Annotated in this window: 15 protein-coding genes; 9 read left to right on the top strand and 6 right to left on the bottom strand. The window is 41.3% G+C overall.

Annotation, left to right across the window (positions count from 1 at the left end; all coding sequences use genetic code 11):
- Nucleotides 1-204: 204 nt before the first annotated feature.
- On the top strand, nt 205-666 hold the full coding sequence (locus IOC57_RS08995) for a hypothetical protein (protein WP_207438400.1): 462 nt from the start codon (nt 205-207) through the stop codon (nt 664-666).
- Between the two features lie 113 nt (nt 667-779).
- Here IOC57_RS08995 and IOC57_RS08990 read toward each other — a convergent pair whose 3' ends face one another.
- Nucleotides 780-2,225: an aminotransferase-like domain-containing protein gene (locus IOC57_RS08990; protein ID WP_207438399.1), complete on the bottom strand. Its 1,446-nt coding sequence runs from the start codon at nt 2,223-2,225 to the stop codon at nt 780-782.
- Nucleotides 2,226-2,348: 123 nt separating this feature from the next.
- Here IOC57_RS08990 and IOC57_RS08985 point away from each other — a divergent pair, with 123 nt between their 5' ends.
- Nucleotides 2,349-2,957, top strand: a complete 609-nt coding sequence (locus IOC57_RS08985; protein ID WP_207438398.1) for a LysE/ArgO family amino acid transporter — start codon at nt 2,349-2,351, stop codon at nt 2,955-2,957.
- A 163-nt stretch (nt 2,958-3,120) separates the two neighbouring features.
- Here IOC57_RS08985 and IOC57_RS08980 read toward each other — a convergent pair whose 3' ends face one another.
- From IOC57_RS08980 to IOC57_RS08970, 3 genes are all read right to left on the bottom strand, one after another.
- The gene (locus IOC57_RS08980) at nt 3,121-6,003 is read right to left on the bottom strand and encodes a DEAD/DEAH box helicase (protein ID WP_207438397.1); all 2,883 of its coding nucleotides are present in this window, start codon (nt 6,001-6,003) and stop codon (nt 3,121-3,123) included.
- Entirely contained in the window at nt 5,996-7,621 is a 1,626-nt protein-coding gene (locus IOC57_RS08975) for a hypothetical protein (RefSeq protein ID WP_207438396.1), read from the bottom strand. Before IOC57_RS08975 ends, IOC57_RS08980 begins: the two co-directional genes overlap by 8 nt.
- A gap of 535 nt (nt 7,622-8,156) precedes the next feature.
- The gene (locus IOC57_RS08970) at nt 8,157-9,050 is read right to left on the bottom strand and encodes a helix-turn-helix domain-containing protein (protein ID WP_207438395.1); all 894 of its coding nucleotides are present in this window, start codon (nt 9,048-9,050) and stop codon (nt 8,157-8,159) included.
- A gap of 542 nt (nt 9,051-9,592) precedes the next feature.
- Here IOC57_RS08970 and IOC57_RS08965 point away from each other — a divergent pair.
- A complete protein-coding gene (locus IOC57_RS08965) occupies nt 9,593-9,910 on the top strand; it encodes a hypothetical protein (protein WP_207438394.1) in 318 nt (105 codons plus the stop codon).
- A 28-nt stretch (nt 9,911-9,938) separates the two neighbouring features.
- On the opposite strand, the gene IOC57_RS08960 is transcribed toward IOC57_RS08965, so the two are convergent.
- The gene (locus IOC57_RS08960) at nt 9,939-10,082 is read right to left on the bottom strand and encodes a hypothetical protein (RefSeq protein ID WP_207438393.1); all 144 of its coding nucleotides are present in this window, start codon (nt 10,080-10,082) and stop codon (nt 9,939-9,941) included.
- A gap of 455 nt (nt 10,083-10,537) precedes the next feature.
- Here IOC57_RS08960 and IOC57_RS08955 point away from each other — a divergent pair, with 455 nt between their 5' ends.
- The 3 genes from IOC57_RS08955 (at nt 10,538) to IOC57_RS08945 (ending at nt 16,780) form a co-directional block, all read left to right on the top strand.
- A complete protein-coding gene (locus tag IOC57_RS08955; RefSeq protein WP_207438392.1) occupies nt 10,538-11,974 on the top strand; it encodes a magnesium transporter CorA family protein in 1,437 nt (478 codons plus the stop codon).
- 385 nt (nt 11,975-12,359) lie between these two features.
- On the top strand, nt 12,360-14,366 hold the full coding sequence (locus IOC57_RS08950) for a penicillin-binding transpeptidase domain-containing protein (protein ID WP_207438391.1): 2,007 nt from the start codon (nt 12,360-12,362) through the stop codon (nt 14,364-14,366).
- A gap of 344 nt (nt 14,367-14,710) precedes the next feature.
- Nucleotides 14,711-16,780 carry a SpoIID/LytB domain-containing protein gene (locus IOC57_RS08945; protein ID WP_207438390.1) on the top strand — a complete coding sequence of 690 codons (2,070 nt, stop codon included), beginning with the start codon at nt 14,711-14,713 and terminating at the stop codon, nt 16,778-16,780.
- Between the two features lie 250 nt (nt 16,781-17,030).
- On the opposite strand, the gene IOC57_RS08940 is transcribed toward IOC57_RS08945, so the two are convergent.
- A complete protein-coding gene (locus tag IOC57_RS08940) occupies nt 17,031-18,464 on the bottom strand; it encodes an alkaline phosphatase (RefSeq protein ID WP_286184653.1) in 1,434 nt (477 codons plus the stop codon).
- Nucleotides 18,465-18,724: 260 nt separating this feature from the next.
- Here IOC57_RS08940 and secA point away from each other — a divergent pair, with 260 nt between their 5' ends.
- The 3 genes from secA (at nt 18,725) to IOC57_RS08925 (ending at nt 23,594) form a co-directional block, all read left to right on the top strand.
- Nucleotides 18,725-21,103: a preprotein translocase subunit SecA gene (gene secA / locus IOC57_RS08935; protein ID WP_207438389.1), complete on the top strand. Its 2,379-nt coding sequence runs from the start codon at nt 18,725-18,727 to the stop codon at nt 21,101-21,103.
- Entirely contained in the window at nt 21,100-21,561 is a 462-nt protein-coding gene (locus IOC57_RS08930) for an SLAP domain-containing protein (protein WP_207438388.1), read from the top strand. The genes secA and IOC57_RS08930 overlap by 4 nt, the downstream gene beginning before the upstream one ends.
- A 239-nt stretch (nt 21,562-21,800) precedes the next feature.
- Nucleotides 21,801-23,594: an LTA synthase family protein gene (locus tag IOC57_RS08925; protein WP_207438387.1), complete on the top strand. Its 1,794-nt coding sequence runs from the start codon at nt 21,801-21,803 to the stop codon at nt 23,592-23,594.
- Nucleotides 23,595-23,599 lie beyond the last annotated feature (5 nt).

Raw genomic sequence — 23,599 nt, 5'->3', positions numbered from 1 at the left:
AGCCCTCTTATCCAAGAGGGCTTTTTTTGCGTAATAAGATTTCCGGATTTTGAATTCTTTCGTAATGGTTATGGAGTAGTTTGCTGCGTTTTCACGGTGCTAATATGGAAATCTATTATTAAGGAAGTATTTTCATTTTCCGGAAGGTATATGGTATAGGATAAAGGAATTAGGTATAAAGAACCTATTAAAAGGAGGGTATCTATGAATTATAAGAAGAAATCTAGCAATAAAGTAACTAATTGTGGAATTACAGTGAAATTCGAAAGGGGAGGAAGCGACAGGGCATATCTTACAAAGCTGAGTTTCTTCGATGCACTTCAGCACGTCAATTCTCCCTTTGAAAAGAATCCCCGCTCAGATTCACCCTATCAGGATTTTCCACTACGCCAGGAAATAACCCTTTCTTTTTTGGAAAGAGGTGCTAAAACATCTATTAATTATGACCCCCACCAAGAAAAAATCATCATTGAGGAAATTTCAGAGACATTTCAAACGAATAAGGGTGAGGCGCTTACTGCAATCCTCGATCATATCATGATCAATCATGGCAATCACCATTCTTTTTTCATCATCCAGCAAAAGGAGCGGAACGCAAAAAGGAAAGCTGCTACTCCGTGCAATCATTTTCTAAAACTTTCTTGGGCAGGGCATGTTAAGGTATAAACTTCCGTCAAGTATAACGTAATTCGAAAAGGCACTATACTCACTAAGGATGGAGCTGCCATGGCAGCTCCATTAATGTTTCAACATGATGAGCTTCTCCGATCCCTCAAGAGTCAAACCAACTTCCGAATGATTTTTGAAAGGGTATGGATGCCATAAATTAATTGTTCCTCCGAGGCGTATGAATATGAAAGCCGTATATGTGTATGGTTATTTGGTTCGTATATGTACCCCGGGTTAAAAAGTATGTTCTCCTTTATCGCTTGCTTGAAAAGGTTTGGATTCACGATGGGTCTGCATAATTTTAACCATATATAAAATCCGCCTCGAGGTACTTGCCATTCAGCCAGTCCCTTAAAATATTGATTAAGAAGAGTTAAGGTAAAATCTCTCCGTGCTATCAACTCATGCCTTAGCCACTCTAAGTGCTTTAAATATTGACCATTTGCTAGCCATTCTGCCACAACGTGTTGGGAAAGGGCACTGGAACCGTAATCCATTTGCATTTTAATGTCCGCTAGACGTTCAATCACAGTTACCGGACCAGCAATCCATCCGATACGCAATCCGGGACTTAATGTTTTGGACATACTGCCAATGTGCAATACAAGGCCATCTGCATCAAGGGATTTTAGAGGCGGCGGTGGCTCCTTTTCAAACCATAAATCACTATATACGTCATCTTCAATAATCGGAATCTGTTCTTTTTTGCATAGAGATAAGAGGTTTAGTCTTTCTTCTTTTGTCCATGTAGTATTTGTTGGGTTGTTAAATGTTGGAACCGTATAAAACAGGGATGCTTTCTTCCTTCCGTTGATGCGCTTTATTTGTGTCGGAATACTTTCCGGGCCCTGTATGGATAAACCTGCTAAATGCATGCCCGCAGATTGAAAAGGGTGAACGGAATTTAAATAGGAAGGGGTTTCATGTAAAATCATCGATCCCTTTTGAAGTAAACCAACTGAAATCAACTGGAGTGCCTGAAGCCCGCCGGAAACGATCATGAGGGAGCTGGGACTTGCGTTAACCCCTTTTGCTTCTAAATAAACACTTATACAATGGCGAAGCCTCCTATCACCCTTGGGTTCGGAATAACCTAATGAATGGGCATCAAAAGAAGTGGATTGCAGCGTCTTTTCGATTTGTTTTGCAGGCAATAGAGATGGAGATAGTTCACCCGTGCCTAATCTGATGATGGAAGTGTCCGCTTCATACCGATTAATGTCCTGAATCGTTTTTAAATTAGGTTCATGAAGGCCATTCAGGACATAGTTTTTCCAGTCGGGCTGTTTACTGGAAACGAGAACATTCCATGAGTTATTCGAAACGAATGTGCCGGACCCAACCTTAGTTTCCAATAATCCGTCTGCAATCAACTCATCTATAGCTGTGATGATGGTACTTCGGTTAACGCCAAAAGAATCGGCCAATGAGCGTTGGGATGGGAGCTTAGTGCCAACTGGCCAGTCTCCACGGGTAATTTGTTGTTTGATCCATTCTACTATTTGTAAGTGAAGGGATTGGTCGGAAGTCCGGTTTGGTCTCCATTCGATAAACATACGCAAACCACTCCTTTCATGTTCTATATTCATTGTAAATTGGTTGGTTTGAAAACCAACCAATTGGATGGCCAATCCTTTGTTTTTTTCATTATACTGAATATGAGGGAAGGGGGTATTCGTATGGGACCATTTTTTCATGGATTATTATTGGCTTTAGGGCTTATCCTTCCGTTGGGAGTGCAAAATGTATTCATTTTTAATCAAGGAGTAGCCCAACCTACCATAAAAAAAGCATTGCCAGCAACGATCACAGCTGCCGTTTGTGATACAGTGCTGATTCTGTTAGCCATTTTAGGTGTTTCGTTGATTGTCATGCAATATGAGTGGTTGCGCCTTACATTAATCATAATCGGAGTTATATTTTTATTGTATATGGGGTTTCAGGTTTGGTTTGCCAAATCGAACTCACAGTCAGGTGCCCACTCTATGCAGATTTCCACAAAGAAACAAATTGTATTTGCTCTGTCCGTCTCATTGCTGAATCCACATGCAATCTTGGATACGATAGGTGTAATCGGTTCGAGCTCACTTATTTATTCAGGAGAAGATAAAATGATTTTCACCACAACGTGCATCTTTGTGTCATGGTGCTGGTTCCATGGATTATGTCTTGCGGGTCGATTGCTGAAAAAGATTGATACGTCTGGCAAATTCCTTGTAATTTTAAATAAAATTTCTGCAATCATCATTTGGATCACGGCTCTTTATATGATTAAACCACTTTTTTAAGATAAACGCATTCGGACTAGAACATGCCAGGTATTCAAGAGTTTAAAGGTTACAGGACGCTAATGTTAAAAATAGGGGAATGCATATACGATATGCATTCCCCCTTTTTTGACTTGATAAGCTAACAACCTGCCCTCATTCATCTTCATATCGTTAGAGCGGGTTATTGAAGAGCAACCAAGTCCTTGATTTCCTCTGTGGAAAGTTCAGTGATCCAGTTGTCACTGCTGATGATCTCATCGTTCAGGGCTTGCTTTTTATCGAGCATCTGGTCGATTTTTTCTTCCAGGGTCCCTGTGCAGATTAGCTTATGAACGTGAACGAAACGCTGCTGCCCAATTCTGTAAGCACGGTCGGTGGCTTGATTTTCAACAGCTGGATTCCACCACCGGTCATAGTGAATCACGTGGTTTGCTTCTGTAAGATTAAGACCAGTGCCGCCTGCTTTCAACGAGAGAATGAAGATAGGGAATTCCCCATCTTGGAATCGGGTGATCATTTCATCACGCTGCTTCTTGTTCGCACTCCCGTTCAGGAATGGAACTTCAAAGCCATATCGTTTTTCCAGCAATTCTTTTATCATATTGCCCATCCCGATATATTGTGTGAATATGAGACAGCTTTCATCCTGTTCGCGGACAGCATCGATAAGCTCGGTCAGCTTCTCGAGTTTGCCTGATCGGTTAGGCGCATTCATAATGTTTTCCTTTTCCGTCTCTTTTAAGTAAAGAGCGGGATGATTGCAAAGTTGCTTTAGCTTATTCAGCATCTGAAGGATGATGCCTTTTCTTTCAAAGGCAGACAGTTGTTCGATATTAGTGAATGTATCTTTTATCAATTGCTCATACAACGATGCTTGCTCGGTGGTAAGCGGTACAAATTCCTTTTGTTCCTGCTTATCCGGAAGATTAAGAGCGACTTCTTTATCGCGTTTTGTACGGCGAAGCAAAAAGGGCTGTATCAAACGCTGCAACTCCTTGATTTTATCCTTCTGTTCATCACGTTCGTTGGTCGCCACATATTTTTCCTGAAACTGACCTAGCGTTCCGAGATAACCCTTATTGATGAAGTCGAAAATGGCCCATAGCTCACTTAAACGGTTTTCCATCGGCGTACCCGATAAGGCAATATGATGTCTGCCATTTAGCTTGCGGACCGCTTTGGATTGCTTAGTTTGGGCATTCTTGATGTTTTGTGCTTCATCAAGGATTACGCTGCTCCAATGGATGGAGCTGAGTTCATCCATATCTTGGTGGGTCAGTCCATATGATGTTAAGACAATATCATGATCGGCTGCCAGCTTAGTAAATGTTTCCCCTTTAGCGCGATTCGATCCGTAGTGAAGGTGAACTTTTAGTGATGGTGCGAATTTTTCCAATTCCTTTTGCCAGTTACCGAGGACCGATGTCGGACAGACGATGAGCGCCGATTGTACTGAGACGGATTCGGGGGCAGTGGGCAGCTCTTTACCGGATCCTTCTTTGCCTTTCACATGAAGTAAGTAGGCAATCATCTGGACGGTTTTTCCAAGTCCCATATCGTCGGCAAGACAAGCACCAAAGCCATGCTCCCTTAAAAAAAGGAGCCAGCTCATGCCAAGTTTTTGATAGGGGCGTAAATCACCTTGAAGTGCATTAGGGACGGGCAGGATGGATATGTTTTTGGTTTCTCGGAGTTTCCCCACCATTTTTCGGAGCTCCTGGTTCAATTCAAATTGAATCCGGAGCATGTCGTCGATTTCAGAATCGTTATCGCCACCTTCATTTACACCATTCAACAGTTCCTGCTGCAGCAGGTCAGTCAGTTGGATGCCTTTTTCATTAGCTGTTTCCATCAGCTCCTGAATTTGTTTAATGAAAGCCGGGTCAAGCTTGACCCATTGGCCGCGAATGAAGACAAGCCGCCTTTTTTCATTGACGAGCGCCTCGAACTCTGCCTCAGTGAGCTCTTTGCCATTTAATGAGAACCGCCAATCAAAGTCCATTAAAGCTTTTAAACCGACATAAGATGGGCCGCGGTTCGATTGGCTCTTCACCTTCGCCTTGACCTTCAATGAGGACTCCTTCAAGGCAAGCCACCACGATGGAAGGAGAATCTCAACGCCAAGAAACAGGAGTTTTTCGCTTGCATCTGTCAAGAACTCCCATGCATCCGTTTCCGAAATCTCCCTTTTCAGACGGCCATTCTCCCCAAGCCATGGCACGACGAGTTGCCAGCGTTTCGTAGCACGCACCACTTCACTTGCATACTTATTCCAGCCGCGCGGCAGTTTTTTTCCTGTATATGTTTCAATGATATTCTCATCCCTTTTGGAGCGAAGGGTAACATCGAGTATCCAAGGCCCATTACCATCAGGAGGCTCAGTTAAACGGAGACCTATAGTGAATGGTTTGGGGTCGGGTCGGGTTCCGAGCCATTCCTGCCAGCTGTCTTTGTCAAAAAAGGCCTGCAATTCTTCGGGAGAAAGTCGTGTATCCTTCAATGCCCCGACGGCTTCACTCCATTTATGCTGCATGGGTGAATAGTTTTTTAAATACATATTAGCGGCACCGTTATACCACTTTTCGATAAAAGTACGGTTGGTTTCCAGTTCAGGTGAAGGGAGGTCCAGAGATATTTCTTCTTCCCAAAAGGAAGGGACGAATTCCTCTTCCACTTCTTCCGGCAGCTTCCAGCCGATGGAGTCCAACTGAAGATTAGTGAAATCCGGGACGGGGATCCCAGCTTCAATGGATTCATGAAGAACGGGCGCTGCCGACAGGCAAAGGGAGGATATCTCGGACCATTCCCATTCTATGAAGGAGTTAAAGCTTTCCCTCGCGAAAAAGTTGAGAAGTCCCCAGGCGTCAAGAATGAATACTTGATTTCCATCCACCATATCGGTAGTCATTTTAGTACCATAAAAGCTTGCGTCATCCCAGTTGAATAAAAGCCTGCGTATATAGTTCGTAGTGAGGAAGGTATTCTCTGCATTGACGACACCGAGGGCGTAAGTTCCATTTTCGAGCGCTGCTATTTTGATTTTTAATTTCCCTGGATTAAACATCGATAAGCTTACCCCTTTTTAGTTCTTCTTGGAAAGCGCGAAGCCGTTTGGTTGAATCTGCTACATAAAGTATATAACGTTCGAATACGTCTTCCTTTTTGCTCTTTTTATAGATGGTGCGCATCCTTTTCAAATAACGGACAGCTTGCTTATAAGCAGGCCGATTTTTCAAAGAAACTTTTTCCTGGACCGCATGATAATAAAGTGGCAGGATTAGTTCCGGTTCTTTGGAGACCACTTCTTTGATGGATTCACTGCTGATTAAGTCAATGCTGATTTCAGAGTAAATATGCATCTCCACCCATTTTTTATATTGTCCTTGTTCAAAAAGGAAATTTGCATAGTTCCAATAGCTGTGCGGAAGGGTGGCCCTGTAAAATTTCTCAAGCAAATCGGTCCGTTTTAATTTATAACAGCAATTGTTAATTAAAGTCGTAAAGGTCCGGACGAAATCTACCCGTTTATAATAATCGGATAAACCGGCAAGAAACTCCTGGACATTATTATTGATGAATTCAATGAAAGGGATGGCCCGTGACCGGTTGTCTGATTCAGCCAGGAGATTCAGCCAATAAAAAATGTATGGACAGGCCTCCTTCTTCAATTCATGAAGAAGCCCAATCGCTTGTTTATCATGGTTCTCCAAAAGGGATAGGTGAATGGCTGCGAGGGAATAGGACGTCCTCTCAGTGGTGCCCATATACTTCTCGGGAAGTTCTTTATTGATTCGTCCCAGTTCCTCTTTACGCCATGAGGAGTTGGAGAATAAGTAGCTCCATATCTCCCGATAGAGGTCGATCTTTTCGTATTCCAGACCTTCCCCTCCATCTAATAGTTTAGCTACATCTTCCTTGATGCTGAAAACGAATGGATCAAAGGCAAAGGGCCTCGCTTGCCTGCTAAGCGGCTGTACCGTTTCGTGCAGCTCTTCTGCCAGGTCGACGGCAAGTGCATAAAAGACCCTGATCGTTTGCGTCTCACTTTTATGCAGCTGAATCATTCTCAGTGTCAGCTGCATCGTGCAAAATTGCGTGACGAAATGATAAAGTAATTTCCATTCCCTTTCCATTGGAGCCTTTGAGCTAAGGCGTTTAAAGTAAGTTTGTATATGATTTTCAATCATATAGGTAGGCTCACCTATATGAGGCTCGACATGTTCCGCAAAGGCATCACTCACGAATTGCTTCCATGATGGATAGCTTTTATCTAAGGTGGTGGATTGCCCCGCCGCCTGTTTCAGTAATTCACTCGCCCGTTGCACTTGTTGCAGTGCCTGGGCGGTTGAGGTGCTTTTTGGTGCTTTCCATTCGCTCAGCCATTCGGAAACACTAGCGTGTTCTGAATACGCAGAAAAGAAAACGGCCATTTGATGCCGGCAAATGAACCTTGAATCACAAGTACAGCTTCCATCCTGAGGGAAGAGCAGATTCAGCCTGGCCTTGAAGCGTGTCTCATCCTGTACCTCAGCAGCAATCGTATCCGCCGCTTCTTCTTTAATATCAACGAGCCCCTGACGGTATAACTGGAGCCCTTGATTCACCACATCCGAATCTTCCGGATTCCCGGCCTCCAAAAATTCCGCCAGTCGTTCCCCAACTAACAACAACTCCCGCTCCATACTCTCCTCCTTCAGGGACAAGCCCTGTTTACCAAAATTATATTTTTGTATGATCATGAACCATCAGTTCTTTAACTTATCGTAGTCATGCCGATTTTACACTCTTGGGGCGTGCATATATTCAGTCCCGAGATCGAATGCCGGACTTTTTTCATGGCCGTTCTCTTTACGTTCTAATCCATATGATCGAACAAATCATCACTGCTTCTAGCCGTATATTCATAAAAACCCTGTAAAAGTCAATATCGTCAAAAATCCTCTTGAATATAAGCGGTTCGGATATAAACAGGAATAACTGGACTTCACGTTAACCATGCCTCAATTCCTTCAACTTCATGTCGCATCACAAAACTAAGGGATGGGGGGCCGTAACTTTTTATACGTGCCTTTTTTGAAGCATCTCTTTATTATACTTCATTTTGGCTTGGAACTTAAAATGTTGAATAGAGGTTTTGGAAATGACGAGTGTGAGATTATACATATTCCTGGTGAATGGGAAGAGCCATTCCTGTGGGAATGGCTATAAAATATAGAATTAGTTTATTTTCATTCCGTTCTTCCAACTGTCCAACTTTTTGTTGATGAATGTAACAAAGGTATGGTTTTTTTGTAATTTGAATAGAAATGCTGACTTTTCCAAATACTCTTTTGCCTCTTCAAAGTTACCCACGAGTTCAAAATTGTAACCTAAATGGTAATGTAAATCCGCTAACGCATATAATTGATCATGTTCGAGGCACCACTTTATAGCATCTTGGCAGCAGGCAATGGACTCTTCATATCGGACCAGGCGTGTTAACACCCTGCCAAAATTATAGGATAGCCGTGTCTTTAGCGTTTTATCCGTCAAAAAGGGCAGGGCTTTCAAGTGATCTAAAGCTTTCCTTAACAAGGCGAATGCATTTTCGTATTGTTCTTCGGCAACATACATTACACCAAGGCTGCTTAAGATTTCAAGCTCCCGTTCCGAATAAATTTTGTCTGTCGTATGAGTAATGGCGATGGCCTGATTAATGAATTCTATGGCTTTATCTAAATCTTTATTTTTTTCATATTCGTATATTCCCTTGTGCCAAAGAATCAATTGATGATTCTTTTTATTCTGAAGAAAGAGGGGACTGTTTTCCTCAGCCTTTACAATTTGCTGCATTTCCTCATAATTTCGGGTTCTTCTGGCTATTTTTAATTGATAAATCACTTCTTCCACGTAATCAAGCCTAGGGGTCATTCCAATATCGAAAAAATAGTTTACATCAACGCCTAAACGTTGGGAAATTAAATAGAGAGTGGATGCATATGGATAGACATCACCCTTTTCAATCTTACTGATCTGTGCTTGTGTACAAATACCGGATGCCAACTCTTCCTGGGAAAGCCCGATTTGTTTACGTAGTTCTTTGATCTTTTGTCCAACTGCAAAAAAATCCATTTTGATTCTCCTTAAAATATGCCTAGAGTTATATTTTGTTATGAAAAATCGGTGAAAGCGGTATGTACAGGTCCTGAACGGTTTAAATAGATTCTTTAGTCGAAATATATGGTTTTATGAAGTGTGGTTAAATATAACTATAGAATTAATTTCTATTTTAACCAATATTTTTTTAAAAGAAAAGGAGGAATGACCTATGAAAAAAAGTACTAAAGCATTAGTCGTGTCTTTTCTTATCATCGCTGCTTTTGTTATTGTCCCAAGCGAATTACCAGGCCTTTACGCAGAACTTCCAGGTTTATATAAATAAGTAATGAAGCTTTCTATTAATCATTCAAGCATCTTCAATTGAAGATGTTTTTTTATTCTTTTAAATGATTATTCTTTTGCGCATATTCCTGTAGTTATAATTATCTATGAATGGGGAGTGTAAGGTCCATTTGGTAGGTGTGGAAGAAACGTGAGCGTAGTTTGTAACGCCTATTTCCTTTTAAGGATTTTGTTATAGTGTAAATAACAAAACGGAGAGAGGTGTAAGGTTAATGATTGATATTAATATGAAAGTTCAGCCCTCTTTTTATGATGATGAATGTGCCATTGTGTTTTCTTTTTATTTTGATAAGGCAACAAGGAAAATTGGTGAAGCTGTGGTGTACACATGCCAAAAATCAGATGAAAAAGAATGCAGCCAAGATCATATAGATACAGATGTACAAGAAAAAATCGCTTATCTTAAAGAGTTTTCCATTGTAGATGAATATCAGGCAACCTCGATGAAGAAAATTCAACATTTTTTGAATGTAATCGGCATCAAGAAATGTGTGAAGCACAACCTTCAGGGAAATGAAATCGCATTTTAAACGATAAAAACTCATGACATCCCCCATGTCATGAGTTTTTATCGTTTAAATGAGAGTTTTGAGCATTCATTTTCCTTTTGATGAATTCGCTCATTTGTTTTCGTGCACTTGGTTTAGCGTTATTTGTTCTTTCAAAAAATTTAAAGTGTTGTTTATTGATATCGGATTTCATGATGTCTCTCCTTTGCTTCTTTTTATTTACCCATCTGTTTTTAGTTCAAACGTAATTTCCATGATATTGGGAGGAAAGAATGAAATTCTGTAATTATTCCTATAGTTATATTTTCATCTGTGAATCCCTGTATATAAGGAGTAATTAGATGATAATACGTGGTAAATCCTAAATATGGAGGAATATCGTGTTTTATTATACTTAAAATAAATGCTAAAATGGTCCGAATATCGGATTTTTCATTAGAAACATCAGTTTCTAGTACCCTAAAGTGAAGAGGGTTGAAGAACTCTTTTCAATGGCCCCCGAGCAATTGCTTGGGGGATCTTTTTTGGATAATTTGTCCACTTTATTTCTATAATATGTTTCGTTTTGTTTGTATATACATGGGTAAATATAAGAAATAAGAGAATTGAACCTGTGTTTATCGCAGTTTAATCGGAGGAATATATTTTATGGATGTGAAAGTAAAGAATGATTCCACGAAGCGGACTTTCCAGCAGTACATTTTTCCATTTTCGCTTGAAGGAAATATGATTGAAAAGTTTGTGAAAACGTTGATTGAGGACAATTTCGTTTTTTTGAACTTGAAAGATATGGAACAACAAAATCAATTTTATGGTGGCCAAGAAGTTTCGCACCGTAAATTAGAAAAGTATTTCATGCCTTATATCGAGCCGATTTTATTTCCGGGTAATGCAAAACAGAAAGAGGGCTTGCGGCGTTTCACGAAAAAACTGGATATTGATTGTACCTTCGAATCACCCTATCTAAATACCCCATTTATTATTAACTCTATAGATATCTTCATATGCCCATTCCATATTGGGATGATGAATCTTCGTGTTACTTTACCTGAAGGGCTTTCACATGACGATGTGCTTTATTTTGGCGATACATTCCGGATCCTCGAACCGATTGCTGATGATGAGGAAAAAACGAAGGTTGGCTGTCGTGAAAATCAGTATGAACAGGTGAAGGATTTCATCTTTAATGAACTAGTGCCGCCAATAGAGGAATATATGGATGAAGAACAAGCGAATCCTACCTATTTTGGCAGTTTGCCTTTCTTCATTGATGAAAGAATGTATGTGATCAGTTATATTGCATTTCCTGAGAATCGTGATATTTCTAAAAATGATTTATTCCGGATCAGTGAGCTGAACGGGTATGACAATGATGGTGAGCCATATATAGGCGCATTAAATCCTGATTATATAGAAAAGTACTATCAAGAAAGGGTATATGATAGGTGGGGCAAGGAAACCTATTATGTGACAAGCATGTATCATTTCGCGTGTGTCACGAAAGCGACAGGCAAACTGGAACAGGAACTGGCAAGCGAAATGTATGGCCAGCATTTTTATACAGTGTTGCTTTTCTTCTATTATAAGATCGTATTGCTCAAATTGGCTCATGAGCATTCCCAGATAGATTTGGAAAAAGATCAATCGGATACGGAACAGCTGATTTTCATGATCACTGAGTTTACTGCTAAGTACTTATTCACCGAAGTCAATAGTACGGCTATCGGTAAGGAGCTATTCAAAAAAACGGATGTAACCTTCAGGATTACCCCTCTCTATAATGAAGTGAAGGAAACACTTTCCTACCTTTATCAAAACCAGGATAAACTGGCTGGGAAAAGGAGTAATTATCTCTTGCAGATACTAACGATTTATACGGTAGTCTCCGGGATATTCGGGATGAATCTATATATTGAAGATTGGAAAGGGAAGTTACCGTGGAAAGCTTATATGGAATACACCTTATACGAATGGGTAGCTGTCATTGTAACGACAAGCGGTCTCATCATTTCGGGCATCCTGGGCTTTTTCTTCTTGAAAAAATGGCTGCAAGAGAAAAAAAGCCGAAAAAAAAGAATGCTTTAGTTTTTTGACAGGGGGGGGAGGAACGGCCTTATCCAAACCATGATTTTAAAAGAAAACTTGGTTATCCTTGTTTTTTTATGGATAAACGCTCTTTAGGTTGAAGGGATTTGCGGCAACCCTGCCGAATAACGGGCTAGACCCTGCTAGATGCTTGCAGCGAGGAGGCCTGGCAGGCAGTGACGGTATGGGAGCGGATTGAAATCAACTCGCTCTTCTCTAATATGTCTTCAGTCTCTAGTCCTGTACACTGTGTACAGGACTTTTGTTTTAGAAAAAACATGGTTAGTTAGAAAAATGAAGAAATTCGATATGCAAAATCCCCCATTCCCCTAATATTTTGCTAAACTATAGGTATATCATTCTAACTATTCATTAGGAGGAAATCATGAAGAAACTAGCTTTAGTTTCCAGCTTATTGTTGATGAGCGTATTGTTTTTGGCCGGATGCTCGGATGAGCCAAGTCCGGAAGATCGCTTTGCGGCATACACGAAGCTTTGGAATAAACAGGATTTTGCGAAGATGTACGAGTATCTGTCGCCTGAGACAAAGAAGAAAGTCAGTGCGGATGAATTTGCGAAGCGTTATGAAAAAATCTATACGGGCATAGAGGCCGACCAATTAAAGGTGGACTATAAGCAGCCAAAAGAAGAAAAAGATCATAAAGATGGAGAAAAGGTAAGCCTTTCATATACCGTTGATATGTCCACTATGGCAGGTGCCGTAAGCTCTGACCATAAAGCGACTCTTGTCAAGGAAGGGGAAGGCGAGGAAGAAAATTGGTACATCAAGTGGGATGAAAGCTACATATTCCCACAATTGGAAGCTGGTGAGAAGATATCGGTTGAATCATATCCTGCCATTCGCGGGGAAATAGTCGATCGAAATGAACGCGGCCTTGCCATGAATGGAACGGTAGCAGAAGTGGGAATCGTGCCAGAGAAAATGGCCAACGAATCCGAAACGGTTAAAAAGGTCGCTGGAATCCTCAATATGTCCACCGACGAAGTGAACCAGAAATTAAAACAATCATGGGTAAAGCCAAGCTATTTCGTGCCCATCAAGAAAATGTCAAATGATAATACAGCAACCTTGGAAAAGCTATTGAGCATTACCGGTGTATCTGTCAATAATACGGAAGAACGTATATATCCATATAAAGAGGCTACTGCCCATCTAATTGGATATGTCGGTGAGGCATCGGCCGAAGATCTGGAGAAATTGAAAGGAAAAGGTTATACCGCAAGTGACGTTATTGGCAAGCGGGGTCTTGAAGAAGTGTTGGAAGGGCGGTTAAAAGGTGTACCTGGCGGTAAAATCTTTATTAAAACCGAGGATGGCGAAGAAAAAGTGATTGCTGAAAAGCCGGCTGAAGAGGGAGAAACCATTACATTGACCATCGACGCCGAGCTTCAAAAGGATATCTTCAAGCAATATAAGAACGAAGTTGGATCGGCATCAGCACTTGATCCGAGGACAGGAGAAACGCTTGCACTTGTTTCAAGTCCGTCATTCGATCCTAATAAATATATTTTCGGGATAACAAAAGCGGAACAAAAAGCGCTTGAAGAAGACCCGGAAAAACCACTCCTGAACCGTTTCAGTTCAACGTTTGCACCAGGTTCAACCATTAAGGCGATCACTGCGGCAATCGCTTTGAAAAATGGTGTGGATCCGAAAGAGTCGATCAATATCCAAGGGAAATCGTGGGCCAAATCGACCTGGAAAGATCATTCCATTACAAGGGTTTCGGATCCCGGTGTTCCAATCGATATGGAAAAGGCATTAATTTATTCTGACAATATTTACTTTGCCCAAAAGGCTTTGGGGCTTGGAAAGGAAAAGTTCACAAATGGACTCAAGGCATTCGGATTTGATGAGTCTTTGAATTACGATTATCCGATCAAAGCATCGAGTATCGGTAAAATCGACAGTGAGGGGCGCTTGGCAGATGCCGGATATGGTCAAGCGCAAGTTCAAATGAGCACGCTCCATCTTGCCATGACCTATTCAGCCTTCTTGAATGAAGGAGACATCCTGGCACCTTCGTTAATAACAGGAGATAAAATAGAGAAGAAAATATGGAAAGAAAATGCGATATCGGCAGATCAAGCAAATCTGGTCACCAAGATGCTGACACAAGTAGTGGAACATCCTAAGGGAAGCGGCCATGGAATAGAGGATCTTGGCATCAAAATCGCTGCCAAAACGGGAACTGCTGAAATCAAGGCATCCAAAAATGCTGACGGAACAGAAAATGGCTGGTTCGTTGCCATGGACACAGAAGACCCGGAACTTCTCATGGCATGGATGATTGAAGATGTAAAAGGACGAGGCGGCAGCCATGTCGCTGTCGACCATATGAAACCGGTATTGAAGAAGTATTTGAAGTAAAGAAAAAGCCACCCATCAGGAATGGGTAAAAATGCTGCAAGCATTTACCGTTAAAAAGCAGGACATGGTTTTTACCATGTCCTGCTTTTATTTTTTCACACGTTGTTGATTCCAATTTGTTACGGCAATAAAGCTGAATTTGAAGGATAATGAGCTGTATATACAGAATGTAAAAAGAGAGTTCAGTAACCTACAAGTAAGACCGCGATCCCAAGGTGGACCTGAAATCATACTTTTTCTGCAGCATTGGCACTATCCAGGCGATTATCCATGCCGATGAATGGAACAGGATTAATTCAAAAATCTTTGAAAGATAAACGGAATAGGAATGGGGATGAAAAGGAATGAGGAGTTTAAAGTATTGGTTTACCGCTTTCTTTATCATTTTTTTTGCATTTCCTTCCCATGAAGCAACGGCAGGGGAAGAGAATACAACGATGGAAGTGAAACTGAAGAATTATTTGGGGAATAGAACGAGCGTCAACATAACGGCAAACGCGGACTACCGTACTTCAGGGGGGGATATATTCATCCATGCTGGTGAAAATCTGACTTTGAAATTGGAGTCGGCTAAACTTGCCGTTTACAAAGGTTCTAAGAAAACGGAATCATATGCTTCCTTTAAGGTAATGCCAGTTAAACCTGATGCTTCATTGTCCATAAATGGCCGTCCCTATCAAGGCTCATTTTCATTTATAGCGGAGGACGGTTACATCCGGCCAATCAATCATGTTTACATGGAAGATTATCTAAAGGGCGTTGTCCCGCTGGAGATGCCCGCACTATGGCATCCCGAAGCCTTAAAAGCACAGGCGATTGCCGCCCGTACTTATGCATTTCGTCATCAATCCACAATAATTGATGATACGGTTTCTTACCAAGTATATGGTGGGGATGCCGGTCACTATCGAACTGATTCAGCCATTGAACAGACAAAGGGCATGATAATCAAACATGATGGGGAAATAATCGAAGCGTTCTTTTCCTCAAGCAATGGGGGAATGACCGAATCGAATTCAAATGTTTGGTCAAGTGGCAACCCCCTTGCATATTTATCTATAAAAGAAGATGTCTATGATCCGAAAACCAATTGGGAGATAACGCTGGATAAGAAGCAAATCGACCTGTCAAAAATAGATTTATCTAAACCGGAAGAATGGTGGACAAGTGTAGAGGAAAAAGATAAAACGGTTGTGCCGAAGCTGAAGGTTTGGCTGAAGAATAATGGATATGCGAAAAAAGATATTAAAATAACGGAGATTCCCTTATTAACATTTACCGGTGAAAAAACGGGAGGCCGTGTTACGAAAGGCTCCATCCAACTGAATTTTTATGTAAGGGATCTCGTTGATGACAGGGGGAAACTTTTGCAGCAAACGGTTAAGCTTACTAATGTAGCGGCTTCCAAAATCAGGGGCATGGTCGGGCGAGAGGTGATGAAAAGCTATTTGGTTGACCATTCATCCTCCGGTCCTTCCAAAATTTCTATAGAAGGGTCAGGATATGGGCATGGTGTCGGGCTAAGTCAGTTTGGGGCGAAAAACAGAGCGGAAGCAGGACAATCATATCAAGATATTTTAGGGTTTTATTATCCTGACACAACTTTAGAAAAGGAATATGGATCTGGTGCTGGATCTAAAACGAATCTTGTCGTAAAGGCGGAAACGAATTCAGTAAACATGAAAGTGAAGATGGATCATTTAAACGATGAGGTGGGAATCACATATTCCCTAAAGGAAGATGTGGTGGTAACACTCACGATTAGGGATGGTAAAGGGAAAGCCTTAGCTACCCCAGTCCGTGACCAAACAATGAAAAAGGGTACACATTCAGCAGTCTGGAACACAAAAGCGATAAGTAACGGTACATATGAAGCAGAAATATCAGCAATGGACCGAAGCGGGAAGGAAGGTTTGGCAACAACGGCGATTAAAATCAGTAAAGATACGTTGGCACCGGAAATCACCGATGTCAATACATCTGGTGATTATAGTACCGAGAAAGCGAACATAACGTATACAATTAATGAAAACGCTAAAGTAACAGTGGAGATTAAGAACAGTAAAGGTAAGGTTGTTGGCATCCTTTCTGAAAGGCAGCTCAATAAAGGCAGGCAATCCGCAACCTGGGATTTTAAAAATATGTCCAACGGGATGTTTAAGGTGACAATCTCCGCCAAGGGTGAGAGTGACAATCAGAAAACCATTTCAACGAAAATCCCCATTAGGAAGACGACTGGAATAGTGACAGCAAGTGAATTATATATTAAAGAAAATAGAAATGCATCTTCTGAAACGGTCGGGAATCTATACAGGGACCAATCCGTAACGATCCTGGCTCAACAAGATGAATGGTTTAAAGTGAAAAAGGGAAACCAAATTGGGTATGTTTTAAAAAAACATGTAAAAAAATGAATGAGCAGGACGTCGATAGTGGCGTCTTTTTTGTTCTAGTATAAATGTGGTATTAAGGAGTAAACGGCGTAAACATACGAGTAAAGCCAACACGATAAAAATCCACTAAACTCAGGGACATCGAACAATTTCGTGAGTAAATGCCCCAACCTTCGGGGGATTTCCCGAAAATTGGGTTAATGGGTTTGAGTGGAAAGGAATACTGAATATCCAGTTAATGAGATGGAATCTTAAAGAGGAGCAAATGAGTTCATTCCTCTATTGAATTATGCTGTCCGGGTGTGAACGGGACACCGGCGGCGTTTGTGATGATTTTAGAAATGTCCGTATTATCAATGACTCCATCAAAGGCTTCACTGCCTGGACCCGAAGCGAAAACGGGAATCATGTTGGCCGTGTGCCCTCCTGTGGAGCTGGCCGCCCGAATGCTGCGATCAGCAATACCCGCCTTATGATGCCTGGCGATGGTGCTTCCGATTTCCCAATCAATTTGATGCTGTGGATAGACAAGCGTTCTATTCTTTCTTACGTTATCGACGAATCGATCGACTTCTTGATCTGTAAGGGATAAATGTGCATACTTCTTGAATGTGGAAACGACACTCTCTGGATTGATTTCATTATTTTTATCGAATGTAAGCTGTTTGGACATATATTCAGACGAAACCTTGATTTTTTTCAATGCGGTGATATCCATCGTTTCAGAAGCGGAGGTCCCCATCGTTTCGTGGTCTGCAAGTACAACAATCAGCGTATCATTTCGATTTTTTGCCCAATTTACAACCTCCTTCACGGTTTGGTCAAATTCGATCGTTTCTTTCCATATTCCAGTGATATCGGCTGCATGCTCCATATGGTCAATACGGGCACCTTCGGCCATCAGGAAGAATCCTTTATCACCACGGGATAAAATATCCATTGCTTTGACTGTCATTTCGGGCAGGGACGGTTCTTGAGAATGTAAAACTTCCTTATCCAGCTTGAAATTCATATAGGTAGGGTGAAATAATCCTAAAAGTTTTTCCGGTTTATTAATGGAACTAAGTTCTTCTTTAGTGGTAGTAATCCCATAGCCGGCCTGTTTAAATTTAGCGATTAAATCCTCGCCATTCTGCTTTTTTGCCTCGAAATAGCTGGCACCTCCACCGAGAATGACGTCGATCCGGTTATCAAAGAGCTGTCTCGCGATATTTGCGCCACCTGTCCAGCGGTTAGGGACACTTGCACCAAAGGCAGCTGGTGTGGCGTCAACTACCATATTGGTTGAGATGATCCCGACTTTTTTTCCATTGGCCTGAAATGCATCCAATACACTATCAACCTCGGAACCATTGGCATCAACACCGATCGATTCATTGTTGGTCTTTATACCAGTGGCAATCGCGGACCCTCCTGCTGCCGAGTCGGTGACGTAGTTATTGGCGGAATACGTACGCATCAGGGCAACGTGCTCCAGTTTTTCCAAGTGCAGGACACCTGTCTTTCCATATTCCAATTGCCTGGCAATTTCTATTGCACCTAATCCCATGCCATCGCCAATCAGCAATATGACATTCTTGGGCGTGCTTTTTGTCTCTGCTTGAATAGGGGAGCCCATGCAAATAAGGCAAATAAGAACGAATAATCCTAATTGACGGGGATGCTGTGCAAGTTTATGAATGAATTTTCTGGATGTATGATTCATCTGTAATCCTCCATTTGGTGAAAGTCTTCCTATTATTTGTTTAAATCGATAAAAAAAACCCCTTTCAATATACAGGATGATGCTAATCATTTTAGCCTTTTATGGACGGGCTTCCAGCTGCTTATTGCGTAATTTAATCTTTCAAAAAAATAAAGAATTTCAATATAATTACAATATGCATGCGATAATTTATAAACAGAAAATATATAACTGATATAATTTCATTAAAGTTCAATTGAAATAATAGGAGAGAAAACCCTATGCTATCCAGTGTGAAAAAGTTCTTCAATGAAAGCTCAAAAGACTTAAAGAGAATGTATAAGTTGGTAGAAGCTGTGAATCGGCTAGAGGGTAAATATGAAAGATATACAGATCAAGAATTATGCGGAATGAAGGATAGGTTTAAAAGCGCATTGGAGGCAGGCGATAATATAGCAGGTATACAAGCCGAAGCTTTTGCGGTCGTGCGCGAGGCTTCTAAACGAGTGTTGAACCTTAGGCACCATGATGTTCAGCTTGCAGGCGGTTTTGTCCTGAGTGAAGGGGGCATTGCACAAATGAATACGGGCGAGGGGAAGACGCTTGTCTCCACTTTGCCTAGCTATTTACATGCACTGTGCGGGAATGGTGTCCATATTATTACCGCCAATGAATATTTGGCCAGACGTGATAAAGAGTTAATGGGGCAACTTCATGAATTTCTAGGCTTGACGGTTGGTTTGAACATTTCCCAAATGGGGCCTTCCGCAAAACGTGAAGCGTATGCGGCAGATATCACGTATGGTACGGCAACAGAGTTCGGTTTTGATTATTTGCGTGATAACATGGTTTACAGAAGAGAAGAAAAGGTGCAAAGAGGACACCGATTTGCCATTGTCGATGAGATTGACAGCGTCTTGATTGATGAAGCGAGGACACCATTAGTCATTGCTGGCAGGGCAAGCGATGGAACCGAGCTCCACCAGATTACGGCACAAATCATGAAGTCATTTATAGAAAATGATGATTATGAGATTTTCGTCGAGTCAAAGTCTGCCTTTTTCACGGATCAAGGTGCTTCCAAGATTGAGGAGGCCTTTGGAATCGACAATATGTATGGATGGGAACATCAAGAGCTATTACATAATGTTACACAGGCGCTAAAAGCCCAAGCAATCATGAAATTGGATGTGGACTACATCATCATAGATGGAAAGATTGCAATCATCGATAAATTCACAGGCAGGGTGATGGAAGGGCGAAGCTTCAGTGATGGGCTTCATCAGGCGATTGAGGCAAAAGAGGGATTGGAGATTTCCGAAGAGAATGAAACACAGGCTATGATTACCGTCCAAAATTATTTTCGATTATATCATTCATTGTCTGGGATGACAGGCAGTGCCATACCATCAAAATCTGAATTCCAGGAAATTTACCAGCTATCCGTCATTGAAATTCCAACTAATAAGCCTATTATTCGAGTTGATGGGGATGATTCGATTTATAAAGATGAAACCAGCAAAATCAGCAAAATCGTCACGGAAGTAAAACGGATTCATGATGGTGGAAGACCTATTCTCATCGGAACCACCTCCATTGAGCAATCTGAAAGAATTTCGGTTGAACTAAAGAAGGGGAGGATTAAACATCAAATCCTTAATGCGAAGACAGAAGAGGATGAAGCGGAAATCATCGCGAATGCCGGGCAAAAAAATCAAGTGATGCTGGCTACGAACATGGCTGGAAGAGGAACGGATATAATACTTGGGAATGATGTCAAGGAATTGGGCGGCCTTCATATTATTGGTACGGAGCGACACGAGAGCCGTCGGATCGATATGCAGCTAAGAGGCCGTTCCGGCCGGCAGGGTGATCCCGGTTCAACACAATTCATCATCTCTTTGGAAGATGATTTGTTTGATTACTATGATGATGATGAAATCAACCGTTATATCAAGAAAATCAAAACGGATGAAAATGGATTGGTGCTGGGCCCTGCTCCCGATAAATTCGTTAAAAAGGTTCAGGAAACAGTAGAGCAGACGAATCAATCAAGCCGTTACCATTTATTGAAGTTAGAACATGCATTGAATGAGCAGAGTAAAATCATCTATGTAATGAGAGACCGGATCCTGGATATGGAGCCTGGGCGGATGTCGACCATCTTACTTGAATATATCGAAAAATACATGACTCGGCTCACGGAAAAATATTCCCCTGAACATATAGTGGAACCTGATTTCTTGACCGTTAATGAAGAGCTGTCCCTTGTTTTCCTGTCGTTAGGTTGGCAGGCAAGTGATTTGCAGGATATAGATGGCCAAGTTGTAGGAAAAGTGTTGGATGCTTTAGGTGAATTGGAATCGAAACGGATGATCTTCCAAGACGATGTGGAATGGGGAAATCAGTTGCGCGCTTTCATGCTGCAGCAGATTGATGCAAATTGGATGAAACATTTAGGCCATATGAACAATGTGAAGGAAGGCATTGGTTTAAGCGCATATGGTCAGCAGGACCCATATACGCTGTTTGAAAAAGCAGCTCTCAGTCAATTCAACCTTCTATTAAGGAAAATTGAGTCAGAGATAAGCATCCGTTTTATGGAATATATGAAAAGTAGTCAGGAAGATGCGGCTGCTTTGGAGGGTGAGGAGCGATGAATTTATTTGGAAAGACGGATAAGGCAGCTTCAGATGTACATGAGTTACTAGATCAGGATGACGCCGTTCATACTGCCCTGATGTTTCACAAGGGGTGGGAAACTTCCAAGCAAGAGGAATATGTATATAGATTCCATCATCAAAGGCTGCCTGCATTAAAACCGAACCAAATTTCAATATCCGGCATCAAGCTTGCTAGGGTGGAAAACGATGTAATCATAGTGGCTTTTCTACGAAATTCATTAGAGAAAGCTATCATGTTTGATATCGTGGATTTACTGTTAGTGGATGAAGATGGAAAATTTCTCGCGAAAAAGGCATTCGATCTTACAGAGCTTGGTGAGATTCCGGCACTTTCAAGCATGCCATGGCGTTTCTTATTCGAGGAAGGTGATATGTTGGCGGAAACGATTCCTGACCATGGTTGGAAGATTGCTTTTGAGTGGAAGAGAACGTAGAAAATCAACCGCATGATCTGGCGGCAACGGGTAGCTTTTTGCCGGGGTGCCCAAGCAAAGCCCTCATCCTTTTCGTGATGAAGGCCTTTTTTTATAAGGAATTCATTGTGCCAATTATTTATGCTGTTTTCTGTGTGCAATTTCTCATAAATGGCAACGCTAAGTAATATTTATAAGTAATCTTCCGTAATCAGGCTTAACCAAGGCTTGGAAATAATGAAGAGGAAAGTGGCAGGAGCATGAAGAATAACCTGAATCAACGATTGAAGGAGAGGCTATTTGAAATATTGTCATTTTCAATCGTGGCTATACTTTTCATTTATACGAATGATAGGATGGGTAATGATCTTTCAATTGGGATAAGTACGATAATCATCGGTGTTGCCGGTTTTATTGTTTATCTGAAGGAAATGATACCGGGTCGGATCGTAAAGGGCATCATTTTTTCAGTTTTCCTTCTTTCAATCATGGTCTTTTTCCTTGGTGACATCTGGTTTTATCGCTATTATTCAACACCTATAACTTCGTATATGTGGATGCAACAAAGCAATCTGAATGGGCTTGGTGAAAGTATTTTCAGTATGATGGAAATCAAGGATGCAATCTTTCTGCTGGTAAGCATTCCAATTGCTGAGTCATTTGTGAAGAAAAAATACCCCCTTAAGCATATGGCACTTTTGCCGGCCCTAATATTCCTGATGATAGCAGGATTAAAGCCGGTCAAGAATATCTTTATAGATAAAGTAGATATAACCCGGCGTTATGAGGCGAATACCTTCTTGCGAAACTGGGGCCCGATCGGTCATCACGCATTGGATACGTATGCCTATTTTACTGACTCGGGAAGGCATGGCATGTCTTCGGAAGAAAAGAAGGCCGTTTCTGATTACTTCAATAAAAAGAAAAGAAAGGAAAATGCCCATTCAGGCTCTTTGGAGGGGAAAAACCTCATTATCATCCAAGTGGAATCTTTACAGGCGTTTCCGCTATTTCAAAGCAGTGCCGGGCAGGAGGTCACGCCATTCATGAATGAACTGGCTAAAGGGGGGTTGTACTTCCCTCAGGTATATCCACAGACGGTATTTGGAAATTCATCTGACGGAGAGCTTATCGTGAATACTGGACTATTTCCTTTAAAGCAGGGCGCGACCTTTTTTCGATTCCCATATAATGATTTTCCGGGTCTTGCTAAGGAATTAAAGAAGTGGGATTATCAAAGTTTTGCTTTCCACGGAGATGAAGAAGACTTTTGGAATAGGCAGCATGCATATCCTTCACTAGGGTTTGATGATTATCTTTCCATAGAGGATATGCAGCAAGATGAGATGATTTCGATGGGCTTGGGAGACCGCAGTTTCTTCAATCAAAGCTATGATTTCTTAAAAGATGAGCCAAATCCTTATTACGCTTTTTTCGTTACATTGACCAGCCATGTACCTTTTTCATTACCGAGGGAACAGATAACATTGAGGCCTGAAGTTGGAAAAGAGAACAGTTACCTGACTAAATATTTTGAAGCCATTCATTATACAGATTCAGCCATCGGGGATTTTGTAAAGAAGTTGAAGGATGACGGAAAATTGAAAGACAGCGTGATTGTCATTTACGGAGATCATGATGGGCTATTTTTAAAAGATAAACACGAGGTTGAAGCGTATTACGGCAGTAAAATTAGCGATGAAGAGTGGATTGAAAAATATATGCCCATTCCCGTGATCATTTATCAGGAGGATATGGAAGGAGGAACGATTGATAAGGTAGCGGGCCAAATCGATATTCTACCAACTCTGTATGATCTGTTCAATATTAAGAGTTCTTCATACTTCGGAGAAAGCATGCTGAATGGAGAAGAGGGCGATGCTTTGATATTAAAAGGGGATTATGGTTCTCAAATGAAAATAAATGGGGAAGGCAAGGTTGATGGGTTTTCACCAGCAGACCAAAAAGAGATTGATTTGAGTGATCAAGTGATACGTTCCGATTACTTTAAACAAATGAAGGATAGAGAAAAAAGTGAAAAAGAGGATGACTGATAAAA

Origin of the sequence: Bacillus sp. SD075 (assembly GCF_017355165.1) — a bacterium.
In the GTDB taxonomy this organism is placed as follows: Bacteria; Bacillota; Bacilli; order Bacillales; family DSM-1321; genus Peribacillus.
This window is presented reverse-complemented; position numbering and strand designations above follow the sequence as displayed.

Excerpts from the sequence above, each read along its gene's own strand:
- IOC57_RS08995 (WP_207438400.1), top strand. The coding sequence starts at position 205 with ATGAATTATAAGAAGAAATCTAGCAATAAAGTAACTAATTGTGGAATT.
- IOC57_RS08990 (WP_207438399.1), bottom strand. The coding sequence starts at position 2,225 with ATGTTTATCGAATGGAGACCAAACCGGACTTCCGACCAATCCCTTCAC.
- IOC57_RS08985 (WP_207438398.1), top strand. The coding sequence starts at position 2,349 with ATGGGACCATTTTTTCATGGATTATTATTGGCTTTAGGGCTTATCCTT.
- IOC57_RS08980 (WP_207438397.1), bottom strand. The coding sequence starts at position 6,003 with ATGTTTAATCCAGGGAAATTAAAAATCAAAATAGCAGCGCTCGAAAAT.
- IOC57_RS08975 (WP_207438396.1), bottom strand. The coding sequence starts at position 7,621 with ATGGAGCGGGAGTTGTTGTTAGTTGGGGAACGACTGGCGGAATTTTTG.
- IOC57_RS08970 (WP_207438395.1), bottom strand. The coding sequence starts at position 9,050 with ATGGATTTTTTTGCAGTTGGACAAAAGATCAAAGAACTACGTAAACAA.
- IOC57_RS08965 (WP_207438394.1), top strand. The coding sequence starts at position 9,593 with ATGATTGATATTAATATGAAAGTTCAGCCCTCTTTTTATGATGATGAA.
- IOC57_RS08960 (WP_207438393.1), bottom strand. The coding sequence starts at position 10,082 with ATGAAATCCGATATCAATAAACAACACTTTAAATTTTTTGAAAGAACA.
- IOC57_RS08955 (WP_207438392.1), top strand. The coding sequence starts at position 10,538 with ATGGATGTGAAAGTAAAGAATGATTCCACGAAGCGGACTTTCCAGCAG.
- IOC57_RS08950 (WP_207438391.1), top strand. The coding sequence starts at position 12,360 with ATGAAGAAACTAGCTTTAGTTTCCAGCTTATTGTTGATGAGCGTATTG.
- IOC57_RS08945 (WP_207438390.1), top strand. The coding sequence starts at position 14,711 with ATGAGGAGTTTAAAGTATTGGTTTACCGCTTTCTTTATCATTTTTTTT.
- IOC57_RS08940 (WP_286184653.1), bottom strand. The coding sequence starts at position 18,464 with ATGAATCATACATCCAGAAAATTCATTCATAAACTTGCACAGCATCCC.
- secA (WP_207438389.1), top strand. The coding sequence starts at position 18,725 with ATGCTATCCAGTGTGAAAAAGTTCTTCAATGAAAGCTCAAAAGACTTA.
- IOC57_RS08930 (WP_207438388.1), top strand. The coding sequence starts at position 21,100 with ATGAATTTATTTGGAAAGACGGATAAGGCAGCTTCAGATGTACATGAG.
- IOC57_RS08925 (WP_207438387.1), top strand. The coding sequence starts at position 21,801 with ATGAAGAATAACCTGAATCAACGATTGAAGGAGAGGCTATTTGAAATA.